The following is a 22,091-nucleotide window of genomic DNA, read 5'->3' on the forward strand; positions in this document are numbered from 1 at the left end:
TTAGTTTTCGCTGCTCGATGTGCTCGAGGATGTTTCGGATTCCGGCGAACTTCGCGGGTCCTGTTCGGAGTCCCCGGGCTCGCGGGCGGGTTCGTCGACGTCCCCGGGCTCGCGGGCGGGTTCGTCGACCGTGGGCGGGCCGGCGACGGGCTTCGCTACACCCGGTGCGCCGGGGCGGGATCCGGCGTAGTGGCCGTCGGTGCGGAGGAAGTGGGCGTCGATATCCGGACCTCGGTTGCGATGGCTCGCAGGTACCGTGAGCCGGTTGGTCAGTGCGTGGATGCCCTTGGTGACGTCTCGGCCGGATCGCCCGTCGACGTAGCGGATGGTGCCGTGGTAGTTGACGACGTTGACGGTGTGGCCCTGCAAACCTCCGAAAGGTTGGTGGCGGTAGGCGATGATGCCGCGTGCCAGGTGGCCGGCGTCGAGGAGTTGCTGTTCGAGGTCGGTCCAGCTCTCGACGTGCTGGAACGTCGTGTCGTAGTGGGCCTGGATGAACCGGATGTGGGATCGGCTGTCGTCACCGGGTCCTCGTCCTGTTTCCGACGGTTCGGCGACGATATCGGGTCGGCCGCTGAGCCGGAGGTCGGCGGCGAGGGTGCACTCGGCGCTGATGTCCCAGTGGCGCAGTGGGTTGATGCCGCGGATCCGGTCGAGCAGCGGGTCGTCGGGCGCGGGCTCCACCAGGGTGGGCGACGGTTGCGCCACGCCGCTGTCCATGGCCGGTCGATCGGTGTCACCATCGGGGGATTGCGTGGGTTCGGCGTCGGGCGACGGTTGTGCCGCGGCATCGGTCGTCTCCGTAACCGCACCGGGGCTGGACAGGAAACGGCCATGCAGCTGGGCCGCGAGCTTCTGTATCAGTACTCGGCCTCGGCCGCTAGCCATGCCGAGCAGGTACCGGTCGATCACCCCGAGCATGTACTCGTCGACCGACTGGCTTCCGATCAGCGAATAGAGGCGGGCCGCGAGATATCTGGTGCGCAGATATTCCGGCGACTCGCGGTCGAAACCGCGGCAGCCGGGGAAGTGCAGCGCCGACCACAGGTCGTTCTTGAGGTGCTGCTCCCAGAAGGCGTATTCCCCGGGTGTGAGTACTTTCCGCATCTGGACACGGTCGCCGTCGAGCATCGGTCGGCCCGCCAGGTAGGACATGGTTCCCGTCGCGATCGACAGCAGTTGTGGCAGCTCGTCGAGCGATGTTTCGCGCAGGTACCACTGGAACGGCATGGCCCTGTCGACGGCGGCGCTGCTGGTGGGTCCCTCCGGCTCGTCCTCGGGCAAGGTCCGGAACTTCCAGACGGTGATTGTCTCGTTCCCCTGTACTCGCTTCTCCTGCTTGAACAACAGCGGACCCGGGGCGGAAATACCCAATAGTTGTTCGGCCTTCAAACCGGTAGCGACGACCAGCGCGAGCGTCAGGTAGATGGGGGAGCGTCGCAGCAAGCGCTTCAGTTCGAAGGCATCCTTGGCGGTGAGTTCTACGGTTCGCAGCGTGGCGCGGTCGCCCTCGCGCAGCGCCCGGAACCACCGCCCGCGGTTGGCGACCCAATCCGGCCCGGACGGTTCGGCAGCGCTGGGAATCGGTATGTGCTCGAGGTAGGCGAACGGACGATTGCCGTCCTTGCCGCGGTAGGTCAACAGTTCAGCGATGAGCTGCTCGATTTCGGCGGCCTCCGCCGGCTCGAAGCCCTCGTTCAGTGCGCGGGTGCGGGCGGCCCGCCTGCGTTCCGGATCGGTGAGATGAAGCACCGGAGCGCGGCCCCCATCGGCCGGCCGATGTTCGGCGCGGGTGGCCTCGGCGCCACGGCCCGCGGTGATCAGGCCGATATTGTCCAGCGACTCGGTCGGCACCCGGGCCTCGATATCGGCATACGAGTTGTAACCCTGATGGACCTGCGTCCGCTTGCGGAACTCTGGTGTCTTCGGTGGCTCCGCGGTGACCCGCACCGCTCCCCAGGACTCGCCGGCCGGATCCGGTCCCAGACCGCGGTTGAGGAATCGGCCGCGCCGGTCGGGAGCGGTGGCGCCGAGCCAGGCGATGGGATCACGGGTCGCCGTCAGAACGTAGACGTTCTCGGCCCCGATACCGAAGTCGGTAGCCCGGGTCATCGGGCCCGCGCCCGGGGAGGCCGTCAGAACCACCTGGTCGATCTCGCCGGCCAGCCGGACGTCCCGGCCCGCGTAGCACACGGTCGTGGTGCCGTAGCTGTGTCCGACCAGAGTGTGCAACCGCGGCAGCGCGGTTCCTCGATGCTCTGCCAACGATTCGCGAGTGCTGTTGTAAGACACAATATCTCGGGCTACGACATAGCCACCGACTTCGGCGAACCGGTGATAGGCGGGATCGAACGGGAGAACCGGCAGCGTTCCCTTCAGCAGTTTGGTGGGGTGTTCGTAGCCGATATCGATGATGGCCGCCACGGTCTCTTCGGGTGCGTACCGTGAGGTCATCTCGTACTGTGCACCCGCAAACCCGTATCGGTACAGCAGTGACCGCAGCGTGGTCCCGAAGCCGCCGACATGGCGGGTGACGTTCGTCGCCTCGTCGGCGTCTCCGATGCAGACGGAGATCCGACCGTTGCCGTCGTATTTCTCGGCGTCGTAGGCGAGGAGTTGTACCGGCGGCGATCCGAATTCCTCGACGCGGCGTTCTATTTCGGCCAGTTGATCCCGGGTGGTCTCCAGGTTGAGCAGATGCGTCTTCTCGGCGGCGGTGAGTTTGCGGTGCCCGATGATCCGGCGCAGCTGCGTGAGCTGCCGGGTGATCGACCGGCGATTGGCGTAATCGCGCACGGTGTACGGGATGCCGTCGGTATTGCCGATCAGGGCGGGGTGGACCGCCACCATCCCCGCCTGCTGTTCGGTGGACAGTGAGAACCACCAGCGCGCATTCCTTCTGGCGCGTGCGCGGGCGGCATCGACTACCTCATCGGGGTCGACGCGCTCGACCAGCGACCATAGTGTCGCGTGCGCCCCGAGCTGATGGCGCAGTGCGGCGATCGCCCGCGCCGCGTGCTTCCTCTCCTGTCGGGTGGTGTGTGGATCGGCTGGAAGCGTGGATCCTTCCTCGCCTTTGTCGGTGCCGAAGGCCCCGCGGGTGTTGGAAGCTGTTTCGGCTGGGGCGGTCTCGCCGTGGAACTGGGGCGTGCTGCCATCGAGGTCGATCGCGACGGGGTCTGTGCGGTTGTCGCCTGCCGAGTGGTTCGTCTGTACGGACCGACTCGGTTCCGGGGCCGACCGGCTGCTGGATTCTATTGCGGAGATCGCGAGTGTGCGTGCAGCACTCACTATCTCGGCGGCCTCGATCCCGTGATCGGTGGGTTGTGCCTGTCCCGGAGCCGGAGTCTCGGGTCCGCGCCGAAACAGATCAATGAGGCGTCGGTGGCTGTCCGTGAGGCTGTCCAACGCAGCCCGGACATCCGACGTACGAGCGCGGGCCAGTTCTTCGATGGCCGGGTCCCCCGCCACGACGGTCCCGGCACGGATCAGGAAATCCTGGAAATCTCGCCAGAACTCGGCGATCTCGCCGTCGACGGACACGGGCCGTTTCGAATGCTGCGGTGCGTCGCCGGCAGCGTGCTCGCGCATCCTTTCCAGTCGCGCGAGCACCCGTCGATGCCCGTCCACGGACCCGTAGACCATGAACAACGCCCGCAATGCGCTGACGGCGCGTATGTGCTCATCGAGTTCTGATCGGCTCCGGTCGATGGCCGCCCATTCGTACGGGTCGGCTTCGTTGTGGCGGTCGACACCGGTGACGTAACGCTGCGAGATCGGGCTCGTACTCGGGTCGAGGGGCATCTCCAAGGCGAACGCGTGGTCATGGCCGTAGTAGTGGTGACCGTCGTGCAGAAGGTTGTCCATTCTGTCCCAGTTGTCGACGACCACATCGAGGAAACCCAGCTCGCGTGTGTCCGGATGGTTCCGCAACATCTCCAGAGTGGCAGCATCCAGGGTGGCGACGTTCGCAACGGCATCGCCTGGTAGCCATGGCATCAGCACGGTATCTTCGCGATCGTATGTGGGGATCACCGGCGGTACGGGTGCCCCGAGCAGATAGCCGACAGCCGACACCAGGATCTCGGCGGCGCGCCACTCGGGCAACAGCATGCTCTTCTCGATCACCTGGAAGCCGTTGGGATAGGTGAGCAGTTCCGTGAGGCTGTTCTGGCTGTCGAAATGGTCGGGCCTCGTTCGGACGGGCGACCCGGAGCGTTGGGCTTCGTCGAGCCGCACGACGAATTCGACAGCGGACATCCGGGAACCGGGCGCGGGTGGGGTAGTGGTTTCGGCCGGCAGCGGTGCCTCGGGCGGATCGTCGTGTGTGGAGTTGGGAACCCAATCACCTGCTTGCTGGGCTGCGGTGGTGAAGCCGGCGGTGGCATCGGCATCGGCATCGTCGTCGGGGTCGAGGTTGATCGCGACGGGGCCGGCGCCGTCGCGCGGTGTCGTTCCCGTGTCGGTGGCGGTTGCGTGAGGCTTGCGTAGTTCGAACCATACGGCTTGGTGCCAGCCGTGCTCATGGCGTTTGAACAGCTCGACGCCGGAGCGTATCGGCGTCGGATCATCCGCTGCCACAGCCCGTCCGGGGAGGACAGCGAGACCGGAGCGGGTCGGGATCCCACCTCGCGCGTTCCGCGGCGCCGAGGCGGCGTGCGTGTCGAGCAGCGTCACGCGCAGCCGGTCGTCGGTTGTCTCCGCCACCAGGTGGACTCTGCCGTGGCGGTGTTCGGCGGCGTCGGTCACCAGGGCCGTGAGTTCGGCGCACGCGAGGTTCACTTGTTCGGTTGACCAGCCGTCGAGCTGTTCGGCCAGCCAGGACGCGGCTTCCGACGCCGCGTTCGGGCTGTATCGGCCCTCCGGCTCAGCACGAATGATTCGCTCGGACCGTTGGGCAGACTCCGCCACTGTCGCGGGCCGGGTGGCCGCGACGGAAATATCTTCGGTCGGAGCCGTTTCGCTGCCCATCGCCCAGGACGCGCCGGAATCGGTGAGCCAGGAGGTGAACTTGTCGTGCAGGACCGACCACGCGGCCGCTGCTCGCGCTTGATCCTGTCCGAGCCGGACGGCGGTGTAATGCGCTGTGACAGAGTCACCGTCGGTACGCAAAGTGATCGTGCCCTCGGCAGGTTCACTTCGGACCGCGTTGACCCGGATGGTGAACGACTGGCCCTCGGCGGTCGCTTCCCAGGCGACGAGGTCGTTCCAGAAGACAATGCGGTTATTTGCGCCGTCGTCGGCGGACGAGTAGCCGGACAGCAGCTTGTATGCGTCGCCTTCGTGGCTGAGTATCTGTCCGACAGGCATCTCGGCTGCCGCGCCTCGCCACATCAGGCCCTGGTGCTCGGAACCGAACTGTGTGTCGAATTCACACACGCTGCGATCGGCTCCGCTGCTCTCCAAGGCGTCGAGGACCTGCGCGGGGTTCATCGGATCCCCGTTCCATTCCTCGAAACCTTGGCTGAACGCATCGAGACCCTTCACTCGGCCGCTGACCCGCCACCATCCGAAGCCGCTGATCTCATCCAGCGATACGCCCTGCGCGAGGAGTGCGCTGAGCAGATCCTCGTGCGACGCGTCGGCGGTTACGAACTTTCCGTTGGCGAGCAGGATGAAAGGGTCGCCGATTTCGGGGTCGCTGGTGTGAAAAGGCTTGTCGGGCCCCGTCCCGGGCACCATGAACCATCCGCGCGAATCCACCTCAGGCCACACCAGTTCGATGTCGTCGGCAGGCTCGACCAGGGATTCCGGCAGTGGCACCGTGTCGTAGGTGGTCCGGCTCGGCCCTGAGGACGAGGCTGTCGTTCGCTCGGACTGATCGCTATCGCCGAGGTCGATGGCGACGGGGTCGATGCGGTTACCTGATGATGTCGGCTTTGCGGGTTCGTGCGGGGTGCTCTGCGGCTGGGGCGCTGTGCCCCCGCCCCCATCCGGCCCGTCACGCAGCGATCGGTCGACGATTGCCAGTACCTGCTCGTCGGTTGCGGGGAGCGGCGCGTCCGACAGCAGCGTGGCCAGCAGTCGCTTGCAGGCGAGGGCATCGTGCTGTTCTCCCGGCACGAACGGCGCGGGCTTTCCACCCATCCGGCGGTAGCGCTCTCGCGCACCGGCGAGACCGAGCAGCGCCACCGGATCCGCTGTACCCGCGGACTGTTCGACCTGGGCTTCGAGCAGTCGGTACCGCAGGCTTCCCGCCTTGACCGTGTCCACCCAGTCGTCCCGCATGGTGAGGAGATCTTCCTCGAACTCCGGAATTGCGCTGGCGGGCTTCCCTTGCTTTTCGAGCGCCCAATTCAGCAGGATCCTGGACAGTCGGCCGTGATAGTCGCCCTTCCCGTGATGCCCGGAAATGCTCCACAGCTCCAGGTCTGCGGCTACTTCGTAGGGATCCTTGTCGGGATTACTCATCACGGCGTTGAACCACTCGCACATCGCTGCTACGTCCGCGGCCGTCCCGTCCGGGCTGCCGAAATTCGGGTACAGGATGACCCCGTATTCTCGGGTCTGGAATGTGGGCAGGTATCCCCGCAATGGATCGTCATTGATGGCCGCGATCTCCGCCTCGGTCAACGGCGCATCCAGGACTCGCGCCCGGCGTGCTCCTGGTTTACCCTCGTCTGCCGGATATAACACGACACCGTACGGGCCGGATTCGAACGGCCCGGGCACATAGGTGAGAAGACGGTTGGCACGGATTGCCGCACGCTCGTATTCGGATGCCGGCCATTGCAACGAGCCCCAGTTCCTGTGCTTCGAAAAACCGAATTTTCCTGCCGACTCCGGATCCTTCCGATGCCCGAGCAGCTCATGCAATTTCAGGATGAACTCCACGCTCAGCTCATCGCCGAGATGCTGCTTGGCGTAGTGGCGAGCTTCCAGCCAGCTCAGCCACTCCTTACGTCCGAAGAGCAACTCGGGCCGAGCCACACCCGCCGCGATGGCTACATTCCGGAATTTGTCCTCCATATACAACGTCAGCTCGAGTGTGCGCTCGGCATCGGTCTCGATGCCGAGCGCACGCTCCAGCTCACGTATTTCGGCGTCGAGCGCCGCGTCTTCTTCGGAAATCGCGGGCGGTGCGGTCGCGTCGGGGGTCTTGCCCTGCTCGGCCGCCTGACTCTGCGCTGTCTTCTGCGGAGCCTGCAGCCAAGCCCGCGAACCGGGCGGCAGCATCTCGGACAAGCTCGCCATGGCGCGGCGCTGGGCCATGGTGACGGCCCCGCGGCTCTTGCCCAGAAGGCCGGCCACCGCAGCGGTCGTATGTCCCTCGACGAGTTTCTGGCGCAGGCATTCTCGCTGCAGATCGGGAAGTCTGTCGACACGCCGGGCCAACGCTCGCCGGTTATCTCCTACAGCGGCCCTGACCTCGATCGGCAGCCAGTCGGCACGCTCCAGGGCGGCGACGATCTCGGTTGCCGTCCTGCTCGCCCCAGATCCCTCCGCCGGCTCGGCCGACGGGTCAGGCGACTCGGCGTTGTCGATCGGTGGTGTGGCTTCGTCGCCGAGGTCGAGGTTGATGGCGACAGGGTCGGGGCCGGGAGTGGTGTCGCGAACATCGCGCTGGGTGGTGCCGGCATCGGTCGATTGCCGAGCGGCGCCGTGGTCGTCGTGATCTTCGAGGCCGCGAGTACCCGCGACTTCCATCATTTCGATAACCCACTGCCCCTTCTGCCTGGTCTGGTGCAGGACCTGGAAATGGGAGCCGGGGGCGAACATCACTTCGTCTTCGCCCGAGTTCCTCGAGATCTTCGAGATGTCGCGACCGGTGAACGAGTGGATGACGAACTTCACGTTTCCGCCGAGGGCGTCGGGTCTCTCGCTGGCACTGACGAACGCGGGCTCCGTGATGACCTTCCCGCGCCGGTACTTCGCCAAGAGCCGGACGAGGGCTCCGGGCGACACGTTGATTTGCCGTTCTACCACGCCGTTGTGGAGAGGAAGTGTGTGCAGCGCGGCAGTGATGCCTTGGATCAGGTGGTAATACTCGTTGATACGGGCAGGATCGCCGGACCGGAGGGCGGCGTTCATCTCCCAGTAGTAGAGATTGTCGGTGTATGTGCGGATCGCGACGTATCCGGGAAGCAACTGCTCGTCCAGACCTGGGTGGTTCCATTTCACCATCTCCGCCTGATCGTAGTAGTCGTCGCCGATTGCGTCGTACACGTTCCGGAACGCGGCGAGTGGACTCCAGGGCTGCCGAGGTGGCCGAGAATCCAGACGATCGAAGAGAGCGGGAAGTTGCGCGGCGAGTGCGGAATGGACTTCACCCCGGGCCGCCAGCGCCTCCAGCTCGTCGCGGGTGAGCCATGCGGCATGTTCGGTCTCGACGCCATCGCTGACGACGTCGAATTGTTCGGGTGTATCGGCGAGCAAGATGGTGTAGGTCCAGTTCTTGGGCCTTCTCCGGGCCGCGCGGACGACCGAGGTATCGATCAGTCGCAGGTTCTGCGCGTCGATTTCGCGCACGCCGAGTTCTTCGAAGAGTTCACGGGTGGCACCCTGGGCGGGCGTTTCCTTGGAATTCAACGCGCCGCCTGGAAGCTGCCAGTTGCCCTGGGAATAGCCCGCCGCCGACTTCGTGACCAAGTACCTGGCGGTCTCGGCGCTGTCGACGTGCCTGATCAATACGCCCGCCGCTCCGAATTCTCCCCAGACCCCGCGGGCGACTTCCCCATCGCCCGAGACCCCGCGGTCGGGGGCGAGCCGGAACGGGTGTTCGAGGTTGTAGGTGGCTTCTATCCAGTCCAACAAGCGTGGCGGCACCGGTTCACCGTTGCCGTCGAGGAACAGCGCCCGGGCAGGTGGACCCTGAGCGTCCGCGCGGAACGGAGTCACGCCGTCGCTCGCGCCAGGGTCGATCCGTACGACCTTGTTGTCATAGCAATGCAGGACGAACGGCCGCGCATGCTCGCCTCCGCTGTCGACGACCACCGATGCGTCATCCCCGAGTTGCCTGAGTATGGCGTCGATGCGGCGCGGGGTGGACGGTTCTGTGAACCTGCCTCCCGACCTGGCTTCGAAGTCCGCCACGGTGATCTCGGTCGAGGCGCTCGACCGATCGGGGTGCGATATCACCTCCGCTCGATACAGATCGTTGATGATGCGGGCGGCCGATGCGCGGCCGTCATAGGGGATGGACCGAGCCGCGCTGCCCGCGAGTACGCCCGTGCTGTCGCTGCTCTCCTCCAGGATTCTCGTTACCCGAGCTGCCTGTCTCTGGGCGCTTCCGCCATAGAGCGCCGCGTGGACCTGCGCGTGCAGCAGGTCGGTCGCGGCGCCGTCCAAGCGGCGGAACTGGTCTTCGGCGACCATGTGTCTCTCGATGTCGCCGATCAGTTCTTTGCCGCGGGGGCCGGTGCGCAGGGCGTAGGCGTCGTCGAACGGATGGGTGGTTGCGATCTCGCGCAGCAATGCGCTGTCACTCCTCCCGGGGGACAATTTCAGCAGATGAGCTGCGAGATCACGTTTTTCGCGCAGCCTGACGAGCTCTGCTTCCGCGAGTCGTCTGGTATGCGCCAAGCCCGTTTCCCTCGTGGTCGTCGTCTCGTCCGGATCGCCGAGATCGATCGCTACGGGGTCGATGCCCCCAGGCCGGCGCGCTGATTTATCAGCTTGGGGTGTCTGATCTGTGGTCTCGGTCGGCGCAGCGAGATTGCGCGAGGCGGCCGCGGTGGTGCTGTCGGCATGGCGGGCGCGGATCGCCGCTTCCAGCTCGTTGCGCCCCTCGATGCCGAATTTGGCGTAGATCGATTTGACGTACTTCTGCACCGCCCACGGCGTTACTTCGAGTTCCGTCGCGACTTCTTTGTAGTCCTTGCCTTCCACAAGTCGCGTGAACACCCGGAACTCTTGTCGGGTCGTCCCGACTCGGGCGAGTTCGAGCGACCCGGCCACGTTCTGGTATGCGATGCGCACGTTCTCAGGTACGTCATGCTCGACGATGTGTCCCATCGCCGGTGTCTCGATGAGTCCCCGCACCTGGTTCGAGATCGCGGACACGAGTTCCGGTCTGGTGATGTGCGGTAGGCCGTAGCGAAGAAGATCGGCCGACGATACGGGCCCGGTGACTATGCCGATGTGCTCAGTTTCTCCGGGTCTGGAAGCATCCGGGAACTCATCCCGGACTTTCGGGTCGAGGCGCAGGTAGTCCCAGATTTCCGTCAGATCCGACACCATCCGTTCGGTGTCGATTCCCAGGTCCCGCAGCTCCTGGATCCATTCGTCGAACGAATCGGCGGTCGCGGTGGTCGGCGGCGCCTGCAGACCCGACCGAGCGTGTGGCACGACCTCTCTCCGGGCGCTGCCTGCGTTCCGCGCGGTCTGCCACGGTGTCCGTGCCGGCTGCCGTTTCGTTTCACTCGGCTCGGCATGCGGCAGGCGGTCGGACAGCTGCCCGGGGCCGAACTGCTCGATGATCGTGCGATACATCGACTCCGCGTCGTCGCCCATTCGAACCCCCGCCATCTCGAAGCCCCGCCCGATTTCGTACACCGTGTGCTCGTGGGGAAGCATGAAGGCGATCAACGCCGCAATGAAATCGTGCCGGGAGACGCCGGGCGGGCGCAGCCAGTCGAAGCGGGCGAGCATCCGGGTGGCGGTGCCGGAAATGCCGGCGTTCGAGGGAATTTCCTGTTCGGCCAGCCTGCGGATGTCGTCGTTGCTGTCGTCGGGGTCGACGTAGACGTAACCCGGTCGCCACGGGAGCTGAATGACCCGTTCGGAGTGGTCGAGGGCGAAGGCTTCCTCGGGACCGACGGTGCCCTCATCGTGGTAGACGCTGATCGATACGATGCGGCAACCATTTTCGTCGGCAATTCGCCGTCCGCGTGGGTCGAGCATGTAGGTGGGCGCGACATAGGCGACAGAGTCGTCGTGTTCTCGCAGCTGGGCTTCCAATCGGGAGGTATCGACGCGCCCGTCGTCGAGGCGGGGAATTGCCCCGCTGCCCCCGAGGTCGAGTTTGCTGATCCGCAGCACTCTCCGCTCCGGCAGTGCGGCGAATTCGCGCAACGACAGCGGCATGCCCAGCGCGGCGGCATCCCGGGAAGTGGGAATGAGATGTGGCGCGTCCGAGGTTCGTTCGGGGAATGCCGCCTTTCGCCGCTCGTACTCCGCGTAGGCCCGATCGGCCGCGTCGTCGTGCCTGCGCACGTACTCGACCGGGTTGAGGTCTTTCCAGGTGACCGGTTCTCCGGGCTGCTTGTCCCCGAGAACGGCCGCGCGAACCGCCTCCAGCGCGTCGAAGTCCAGCCCCAGTTCGCGCGCTTTGCTCCGTCGCCACTCCTGCGTCTGATTCATGTACCGGGCGATGCCCTGGTCCAACGTCAGACCCACCGCTGCTTCCCCCAGTTCGGCATTGCGGATCATGGCGTTGAGCATGGCCGACAACAGTTCGCGCAGGTTTCCGTCGCGCTTCAGCTCGTCCATCGGCACCGACGGCAGCACCATGCCGCCCCACCGCGGCCTCGCGGACGCGTCGAAAACCGCTCGGATCCGCTCGTCTCTCTCCGTCGCGGACATGCCCTCGAGCACGTCCTGGAACAGGACCCTGATCACCGTCTCCAGCCGGTCCAGCACCGCCACCGCCGCAGCCTTGACTTCCGGCCGACCGTAGAGGTACCGGGCCAGCTCCGCCTCCTGGACTCGACGCAGCAGAGGACCGGGCCGTGAAGCGCTCACATTGAGCGCTGCGGTTCCCGGCGGTGCCTCGCTCCGCGCGGGTCGAGCCCACGGGGTGGCTCCGGGCGTCTCGGTGCCCTGCGCTGGTTGCTCCGCCGGTGCGTCAGGTTCGTCGGGGTCGCCGAGATCGATGGCGACGGTGTCCGGTCTGCGGGGTTTGCTCGGCGTGGTGTCTTCGCTCGCAGGGGCGTCGAAGGCTCCCAGCCGCAGGGCTTTCATCAGTATCGGCGTTCGCTTCGTCTCGCCGAGTACGGCGCCGATCCGGGCTCGGCGGCGCTTGACGGTGAGCGTGGCCACGCCCAGCACCTCGGCGATGGCCTGATCCGTGAGGCCGTCGGCCATCAACTGGAGGAGTTGTCGTTGCTCGCGGGACAGTTGGACGGTACCGGCCGCTGGTGCCGCTGGTCGGTCCCCGTCGTGGATGAATCCCTGCCGTTTGGCCGCCAGGACCGTCCGGATGGGGCCGGCGGTACCGAACTTCTTGGCCGCGTTCCTCTGGTAGTTCGTGACCGCCGTCGTGTCGACATCCAGCCGTCGCCCGATCTCCGCATAGGTCAAACCCTGGTAGATCAGGTTGAGCACCTCGAGTTCCCTGCTGGTGAGCCAGGGCGAGGACGTCGTCGCGGTGCGGCTGCTGGGTCGGTCGATCCGAGGTGCGCTGCTTGCGGCCCGAACCGGTAGCTGGGCAGAGAAGTTCGCCGCGGTCGCCACCGCTGTGGCCAATTGGCGCGCTGCGACCCAGAGCGCATCACGATCGGATTCGGTGCCGTAGGGCGCGGTAGGTGATGTGCCCGGACCCGTGGGCCAGAAGGCGCGGATCAAACGGTCACGCCGGTGGCTCGGCAATCCCTCCAGAATACGCCGCACATCCGCGGTTCGGGCTTCGGCCAGCAGCCGGACCAGTGGATCGGTTTGCTCGAGTTGTGCGCATTCGGAAACGAACTCCCGGATCCTCTGCCAGGGTCCCGCGATACGGCGATGATTCCAGATGATCTCTCGCGCAATGTTGTTCAACCACAACTCGATACTTCGGCTACCGAGCTGCCCGAGGCGTGCGATCGCCGTCGCGCACACCTCGTCGGCAATGTGGTGCGCCGCCTGCTGCCCGAAATTCTCTGCGAGGCGCGGTATCTCGGGCGCGAACCGTTGCCTGAGCAGTGCGATCGCGAGCTCCGGTCGTCCGCTCGCGACATGCTGCTCGAGGACCTGCCGCAGCCGCACTGCGCTGTCCCACGGGGTGCCGACTCGGCCGGCGGTGTTCGTCTCGTTGGTCGTGCCGTGCTGTGGGCCCGGCTGTGCCCCGGAGCGATCCGGCGAGTTCCGCGGCGGGGTGGTTTCGGGTTGTCGTGACCCGACCGGCGTGGTATCGGCTTCGTCCGGATCGAAGTCGATCGCGACGGGGTCGGCGCCACGATCGGCCGGGGTCGCGGGCCCGTCGTGGTCCGTCGCCGTAGTCGCGGGGGTGTCGATGTTCGTGGCCGACAGGAATCCCGCCGCGGCGGTGACGTCGTCGGCTGTGCCCTCTTCGATGCCTGCCCGTACCAGTGCGCGGGTGACGGCGCCGAGATCGCCCGGGGCCTCGGCGAGCGACCGCCGGACGATGGCCGCGACGGGTTCGGGGTCGTCGGGGCTGATCGGTTCCCACACACCGTCCGTCAGCGCCAGGACGACACCGTCGCCGCGTATGTCTCGGGCCTTCTCGCGCGGCTTCAGCCCTTCCAGAGACCGGCCGAGGTTGTGGGTGAGACCGGGGCCGCCGATCGATGAGTGTTCGGCCTCTTCACGAGTGGTGTCCTCGAAGACGTCCAGCACATCCTGGACCTTCGAGTCGTCCCTGGTCAGCTGTATCGGCGGGCCGCCGTCCAGCGGAATCCAGTACGCCCGGCTGTCGCCCACCCAGTCGACGGTGAGCCGTCCCGACTCCATCAACGCGACCACGATCGTGGTGGCGGGCGGCTTGTCCGCGGGAGACTCCGGGGGCAAGGCGAGTACCGCCTCCTGGGCGGCGGCCACGGCACCCTCGACTACGGCCACCGGATCGATCCGGCCGTCGCGGTCGGCCTGCCGCAGCGCCGCCACCACGAAATCGTGGGCGGCTGCCTTGGCGGCCGCGGAGGCGCGGTGACCGCCCTTCGGCCGGGAGAGACCGTCGTTCACGATCAGCGCGGTGGCCTCTTCGCCACCGACATTCACTCGGACCAGGGCGAAGGCGTCCTCGTTGTGCGCGTGCCTGCCCCGATCGCTCGCTGCCGCGACCGCACCCAGATCCTCCACCGTCAGGTTCGCTTCGACATAGCGCCGCGGTGCGGTTTCATCGGAGCCGCGCGGCGGCGCGACATGATGTCCCCGTGGGTGTTCCGATCCGGGCTGCGCTGCGCGGTCCTCGGGGGTTCGATCGGACGACGCCGACTCGCCGGAACCGGGCTCGGTGAGATCGTGTTGCCGGGGCTGGGTCTGGGCGATGAAGTCGGGTTGTCCGGCCGCGCCGGGCCAGACGACGGGTGCGCCGGGGTGCGCCGCCGTGGGAGTGGCCGTCGCGCGATACTGCGGTTCGCCCAGCATCTGCGCGATATCGCGGACCGCGCGGTCGGCCGTGCCGTAGTTCTCGGCGGCTTGCGCGAGTCGTCGTTCTCGATCGGTCGCACGGGCCAGGGCGGCGGCCACAGTGTCGCGAATCTCGGTCGCCGCCAGCAGCTCTGAGATCGCGCGGAAGTGGTCGAGCAGGAACGAGAGGCGCTCCTGGCCTATCCGTGTCGTATCCCATTGCTCCGCGAAGGTCAGCAGTTCCTCCAGCCACTGCGACATATCTCGCAGCGCGTCATAGCGTCGCGTGGCCTCGGCGAGCTGTCGGCGGTCGGTGGTGTTCACGGCATCGACCGCTGCCCCCGCGGCCACCATCTCCCCGAAGATCGTTTCGGCCACGTCGCGCAGCCGTTCGGTCTCTCCCGGCCGGAGGTGGTCCGCGGGCCGGGTCACGATCGGCGTGTCTGTTCGGGGGCGGGTCTGTGCCCAGACCTCCGCGACGGTGGCGAGAGCCGATGCGAGCCGGATCTCCGCGGCGTCCTGCCTGGCCCGGAGAACGGCCGGCGTCCCTTCCCGCCGCCCCTGCTCGTAGGCGGCGTTTGCTTCGGCGGCCTCGTCCGCGCCGGCCAACCATACCGACATCTGGTGCGCGAACTGCTCCAGCAACCGCAGCCGTCCCGCCGGTACCCGCGCATCCGGCCGGTGCCGCGCGGCCACCAGCTCATCGATCAGAGCGGGTGCGCGATTCAGCACCGGATCGTTCGAAACCTCCGCTGTGCCCGCCAGTCTCCCGGCGACCGCGACACGCAGCGCCCGCAGCTGCTCGGTGTCGAGGGATTCCGCGTTGTCGGGCTGCCGGTCTGCCGGGGGGTTTTCGTCGGGGGCGAGGTCGATAGCGACCGGGTCGGGTCCGCGGGGTTCGTCAGGATCAGCGTCAGCGGGGGTTCGGGATCGCGCCGCGATGGATTTCTCCGTCGCGGCGATTTCGCGAGCGAATCGTTCGTCCCATCCGTAGTCGGGCTGGGGCGTGAGCTCGGCGGAGGCGGCGCGTGGTGTCGCGAAGGCGGTCGATCCCGCTATCAAGGCCTTGGTGACCTTGGTGAGCAAACTCTTCGATGTTCGCGCGCTCAGTTGGGAGAACCAGTATGCGACGATGTTCTCGGTACCCAGACCATCGCTTCCGCGCGGTTCGGCGATCACCCAGCGCCCGGTGGCATCCTTCGCCATCGGAACGGCGATGCGCATGCCACCGACGATGATCTCGGGCATCGAGGATGCGGCTATGCGACCGGGCTGCGGGGAATAATGGGTGGAGGCAACCGTCCACTCCCGGGTCGCCAGACTACGAGCGACCTCCCGTGCCGTCAGTGGTCCCTGTTCTTCGGCCAGTGACGCGAGTGCCTGTCCAAGAGACTGGTCGTAGAAGGACCTTTCGCGTTCGGCCAGGCGTTGTCCGATCTTGACAACATCGTCCGGCTTCAGTTCACCGACCTGAGCGCTTTCGTAGCGGATCTCGTCCGGCTGGTAGAACGCTTCCGGTCCGAGGTCCGTGAGCCACTCTGGGAAGGTGACACCTCCCAGCAGTTCCAGGAAGGAAGCGCGCATATACGCCTCGAGCAGTGCGGCCGCGGGTTCGTCATAGTGCACCTCGTCCAGCTGAGGATCGTGCGAGTCGCCCGGGCGTTCGTACAGCACGATGGATTCCACCGTGCCGTCCGGCCTGGCTCTCAGCTCGACGAACTCGGGACTGAACCGCCGCCGGGGTGGGTAGACATCCTGGAACTGCGGGTGGTTCTGAACGAATTCGCGCAGCACCTGGGCATGGCGGCCTCGTGATGCCGCCACAATCAAGGTGTCGTAGGTGCCTCGTACGCGCTCCAACGCGACATGCGGACTCGCCTGGTATCTCTCGATGCCGAATCCGGCGTCGTCAGCCGACCTGTCCTCGAAATACGCCAGCGCCATCGGTGTGTGCAACTCTTCGGACATGGTCTGCATCTTTTGCAGCGCAGTCCGATAGCGTTCGAGAGGCTCGGTCAACCGGCGAACCTCTTCCTCGCCGCGCCGGACCCGATCCAGCGCCGATGGGTCGGCCGGTTCCGATCGCGCCTGCCGCATCGCCGCCCGCAGCACAGTGAGTTCCGCTTCGCACCGCGCGACACTCCACGCCTGTGGCGCCGGTCGTTCCAGGATCGGCAAACCCACCCGGTGCAGCAACTTGTTTTCGGTCCGAATGCGTTCGGCTGCCACCTCTTGCGTGGCTTGCGCGAGCTCGGAGGCCAACCTGACGACCTCGTCCCGCAAAGCGCCCAACTCTGCTATTCGCGTGCGAAGATCGTCCGACGATCGCCCGGCGACCGCGGCGGTCTCCGCGGGTATGGCGGGGTTGGGCGCGTCCGGTTCGTCGGGGCCGAGGTCGATAGCGACGGGGTCGGGTCCGCGGGAGGTGGTCGGCCGGGCGCCTTTCGGCTGATCCGTCTGGCGAGCGGCAGCAGCTTTGTGTTCCCGGTGTTGCCCGCGCACTCCTTCGGCGTCGTCGAGGAGGCCGGACTTCTCGCGATACTCCTCGACCAGCGGCAGTGCCCGGGCCTGACGCGGGTTGAGCTTGCCTTCTCGCTCGCGTTGCAGCAGTGCCCCCAGCAACCTGTCCACCGCTGCCGCGCTGGACAGATCTGCGCGCCCGTTGCTGAGCTCGAGGAGTTGCCGCCGCAGTGCGTCGACTTCCTGCCGCAACGTCTTCAGTTTTCCCGGATCCGCGACCAGTTCCCGGGTGGTGGGCAGCGGGGCGGGGTCGTGTTCGTTCGGGTCGGTCGGTGCCCGGTGGGGAGCAGCCGTCGATTCGGGCGTTCCCGGTTCGTCGGGGTCGAGGGCGAGTGCGACGGGGTCGATTCGGTTGCCGGATGCGGGTGTGTTCGGTGGTTGATCGGTGGTGGTGCCGGGTGCCGTTGGTGGAGGCATCGGCACTTCGAACCAGATGGTTTTGCCGCCCGCGCGTTCCAGGATCACGCCCCAGGCCGAGGCCATTGCTTCGAGCATGCCGAGGAAGAAACCGTGGGTGTCGGCGACGATCCCGGTTTCGGCCCATTCGGCGGCTTGGTCATCGGTGAAAGCGGCGGCGCTGACGGTGCCCTGGATGGTTGCCTCTTGTCGTGCGGGCAGGCCACGGCTGGTATCGGTGATCGCGACGCGAATCGTGTCTCCGTCGAGCCGGATTCGTACCCGGGCGTCGCCTTGGGCGGCGTAGCGGTAGACGTTTTGGACGAGGTCGGATACGAGGACGGTCAGGTCGTAGGGATCAGGGTGGCCGGCCTGTCGCAGGCGCTGTCGTACTGCTCGCCGCGCGAGGCCCGGGCCCTGTTCCAAGGAGTCCTGCGGTATGAGCAGGTCGAGGATGAGTTCGTGGGGTGGTTGCGAGGGGTCGCTGGTGTCGGCGGTTTCGAAGAGTGTGAACCAGACCTGTCTTCCGCTGTTGCGGGGGAGCACCCATCCCCAGGTCTCGGTGTGTGTGTCGAGGAGGTCGACGGCGCGCCACCCGGGGCGGTCGCCGCTCTCGCGCGCAGGCAGAGTCCGGCTGTCGTCGCCGACGTGGATCTCGATCCAGCGTTGACCTGGTTGTCCATGGATGGCAGCGGAGATTTCGGGTGTCCCGCCGCCGTCGGCGCGGGCTTGCAACGCGAGTTCCCAGGCGATGGCGGCGGCCCGGTCGGTGTGTTCGGCGATGGGCCAGTCGGCCAGCGCCCGGTGCAGCGGTTCGACGGCCGCGGCGATGTCCTCGAGATTCAGGCGTCGGGTGGCGGTATCGACCAGGTGACGGAGTTCGGCGGGAGTGTCTGGTCGGCGCGTGAGTGCGCGGAGGTGGTGTAGCGGGTCGCTGCTGATGCGGTCGGTCCATCCTGTACCTGGATGGGGCAGGCCGAGGATGTGAGCGAGTTCGTGGTCGAGTTCTTCCGCCCGGCGGTGCCATTCGGCGCGCTGCTCGGGGGTGGTGGTGTCGCGGGCGAGCTCCTGAGCCTTGGCTTCATGGGCGAGGCGGTCGACCACCCAGCCGGGAAGACGGGTGAGGTCGGCTCGGGTGGCGGCGTCGCGGCGCTCGGCATCGGTCATGGAGCGCAGCTCGACATCAATCTGGTCGAGTACCTGCTTGACCGCGCCGGGCAGGCTGTTCTGCAGGGCCGCAGCGACGCCTGCGGGGGTATGCGCTGCGGCCGTCGCGCTTTCGTCGATATCGGGCGCGGGTGTTGCGCTGGTCGGTTCTTCGTCGCGGTTGGTCGGAGATGCCGACGGGTCGGCCGGTCGCGCAGCGCTTCTGGTCAGGTTATCTGCGCTACCGCCGTGCCTGCCTGTCCGGGATTCCGCCGATTCCGAGTCGAGTGCCTCGGAATCGCCGAGGTCGATCGCGACGGGATCGATGCGGGGGCCGGATGTCGCCTCACGATCGCCGGCCGCTTGTGATCGCTCTGCCTGTTGTGCCGCCTGCACGGTGGGGCGCAGGCCGTCGGTATGCAGTTTGATCTCCGCGCGCGCGATGTACCCGTTCACCGTGTTGCGGGACAACCCCAGCCTGGCCGCGATCTGTCCGGAAGTCAGGCCCTGGGCGAGTAGCGCGAGTACTTCCCTTTCCCTGCCGGTGAGTGCGGAGGGTTGCCGCCCCGCGAGGGCGGAACGGAACGCCTCGACAGTGTCCGCGGGGACCGTGCCCGTGATGGGGGTATACGGCAGGTCCGCCACCACCAGTCGTAGAGTCTGGACCTGCTGAGGTGACAGACGGGTCTGCTTCGGGGACGACGGCACGGCGCCGTCGGGTAAACCGCTCGATTGTGCGTTCGTGGGCATACGGACGGGCCCCTCGAATCCCACCCGCTCGGCCAGTCGGACGAGTAACCGGTTCGACTGGTCCGGCGTCATCCCGAGCACCGCGGCGAGGGAATCTTCGGCGATGCCGTCGGCGATCAGGCGCAGAACGTAGAATTCGCCCTCCGACAGTGTGATCGCGTCGACCGTCCCCATCGGCCCGTCCGGGTGATACCAGAATCCGATCTTGTCGGCCGCACTGCGCACCAGTCGCATGTCATCGTGCGTGCCCGAGCCTTTCACCACATCACGGACCGTGGCCTTGGCCGTACCCGCTGCTTCGACCAACGTCTCGCGAGATGGCTGCGGCTTGATCCGCGCGGGAACGAACTCGTCACCGACCCAACGCGCCGGACGAACGCGACGCGTCACGAAGTCCGGATCGGTGAGGGCCGCGATGTCCGCGCGGTCCGGCGGTACACCCAACCGGTAGGCCGCAGCCAGGACGCGTTGCGTAGTCTCGCCGTGCCATAGCTTCTTCGCGCCGAACCGTCCGTTGAACACACTGCTGACGTACGACTCGCCCACACCCGCCAGCCGGGCGATATCGGCTCGTGTCGGCTTCTGCTCGGTTCGGCTCGGGCGCAGGGTGAGGTAGAGCTCCGCCAGGCGGCGCGCCTGTGGCGCAACGGTCTCGTCGGCGGCCAGCACTTCGGCGTGCGTGCGGTTCAGTTCGTCGTCGGCGACGCCCACCTGCTGCGCCAGCTGGTTGCGCAGCGTGTGGATCTGGACCGTGTCCAGCGGGACTGCCGCCGGCCATTCGAGAGTGGCGCCCAGGAAGGTCTCACTCGCGCCGACAAGGTCTTCCAGCTCCGGCGAGTCCGTCAGGCCTGTGATCCAGTACAGCTCGGCCAGCACCTCGCCCGTGGTCATCGGCTGGGGTGGGCTCAGGTCTTGCGACCCCAGCAGTGCCCGCAATTCTTGGTCGAGGGCCCGGCGCCGGTTGTCGAAACCGTTCTGGTCCAACGGATCAGCCTGAGGGTCGGCCGCATCCCGGAGACCGGATTCTTCGCCGTCGTGCCGCTCCAGCTCGGCACGCGCGCCCTCATGAGTGGCCGCTTCCTGATCCGCGTGCAGTTCGAGCTGGGAGCGGATCCATCGACTCAGCGCCTGACCGTCGATGCCGGTCACGGCGGCGGGCATGGCCTGTGTCTGTTCCGCGACGAGGGCGAGGGCCAAACGTACAGCTCCCCGCGTCACCGCACCGGGTGGCAGCCCGAGGTATTCGGCCAGCGCGGTCTGGGCCGGGTCCGAGGCCGCTTCGGCGGGCTGGGCCGATCGTGCCTCGCCGGATCCGTCGATGTCGGCGGGGATGGGCGAGGTCTCATGGGAGTCGGGTGTCGACTCGTCTCGGTCGTTGTCGGTATCCGTCGCCGTCGCCCGCCGCAGCGCGTTCGTGACGCGCGCCTGCAACTCCGGGTCCGGGGCGTCCGCGAACTCGTCGACGGCGATACCGCTGTGCAGTGCCCAGGCGATCAGCCCGGCGGTGTCGTTGATACCGAGTTTTGCCCGTAGGCCGCGCCGGATGTGCTTCACCAACGGCACCGAAATGTCCAACTGTGCCGCGATGTCCGGGTTCGAGAACCCCCGGGCCACCAAGCGCAGGATCTCGGTTTCCCGCGGTGTCAGACTGACGTCGACCGGCGGTTCGGGGATTGGTTCCGGGTGGTCGGCCGACCATGCCCGCTGCGCCGCGGTGAGTAGCACGGCACGATCGGGGGTTCCGAGCTTCACCGCGATGCTGTCGAGCTCGTTGATCACGGTGGCGTGGGATCCGCCCAAAGTCCGGGCAATCGCCTTGAGCGACAAGCCTTGTGCGGCCAGCCGCAACACCTCGGGTTCACGGCCGGTCAGTTCGGCCCGTTGGGTGGCGATCCGAGACCGGAAGGCCCGCACCGTGGCCCAGGACATCGTTGTGGGATCACCGCCCACGCCCGGCAGCGACCCGGCGAGTGTCTCGAGCCGCTCGAGCTGCGATGTCGCTTCCTGCCGCTGCGCCGACACCCGAATCGTGCCGCGCGTGCCGATTTTGTTGCCCAGCTGTGCCAGTACGGGATCCAATCCACTGTTCGGCAAGCCGAGCGCTGTGGCGAGGGTCTCGTGTGGCACCCCCTTCGTGACCAGGTGCAGGAGCAGCGCCTCGGATTCGGTCAGCTCGACAGTCCGTGCCGTCGCGGCCGACGACTCCGGGCTGCGCGCCTGGGCCGCCAGTTCCTCGTGATCCGAGGTGCCCAGCTTGGCCTGTAGCTGGATCCGATAGCCCCGCGCCGTCGATGCCGTAACTCCCAGCCGGTCACCTATCGCCTTATCCGTGAGACCGGCCGCGACCAGGTCGAGAACCTCGCGTTCGCGGGGAGACAGATCGACGTGCTTTCGCGTTGCCGCGGAATGGGGATCACCGGGCTGGAACGCCCCCTGCCGCTGTGCCGCCAGCAGACCGGGCAGCCTGCCCTCGACACCCAAACGGCCGGGCAACGCGGCCATGAACGTCCGCACTCGATACCGCGTCGTCCCCAGCTCGGCAGCGATGTCACGGTTGTCCAGGCCGTTCGCCGCCAGCTGGAGGATGGCGACCTCGTCCGGAGAGAATTCGACGTCGATGTGCGGGCCGGATGGTTCGTCCAGCCATCCCTCCCGATCTGCCGCGAGGACCGCCGGAATCACACTCGGGCAGCGGAGTTTGGCACACGCATGCCGGGCGTAACTCTGGACGGTTTTGTGCGAGATCCCCATCAGAGTGCCGATTTCGGGGTACGACAGGCCGCGCGCACTCAGGCGCAACACCTCGAGCTCCCGGTGGGTCAGCCCGCCTCTGCCGGGTATCGGAGCGTCGGATTCGGTCCGATCTGATTCCGGAACCACCCGTGCGGGAGATTCCCCGGATGCCCGGACGCGAGCGACTGCCGAGGCGAATCGGCGAATCGGCACCCACAGCAGGGGGTCCATGTCCTCGCCGGGAGCCGGTAGCACCGCTTCGGCCGTCCGGTCCGACTGGCCCGGCCAGAACTGGCGGAGTACCCGCCGCTGATTCGGGT

Annotated in this window: 1 protein-coding gene (running past one end of the window); it reads right to left on the bottom strand. The window is 67.0% G+C overall.

Annotated features, from left to right (window positions below; all coding sequences use genetic code 11):
• Nucleotides 1–22,091: the 3' portion of a LuxR C-terminal-related transcriptional regulator gene (locus tag NA8_RS18085; RefSeq protein ID WP_063051565.1), read on the bottom strand. It continues 8,218 nt past the right edge of the window; only the last 22,091 of its 30,309 coding nucleotides appear in the window; its start codon lies beyond the right edge, outside the window; the stop codon is at nucleotides 1–3.

The organism is Nocardia arthritidis NBRC 100137, from assembly GCF_001612765.1.
Classification (GTDB): Bacteria; Actinomycetota; Actinomycetes; order Mycobacteriales; family Mycobacteriaceae; genus Nocardia; species Nocardia arthritidis.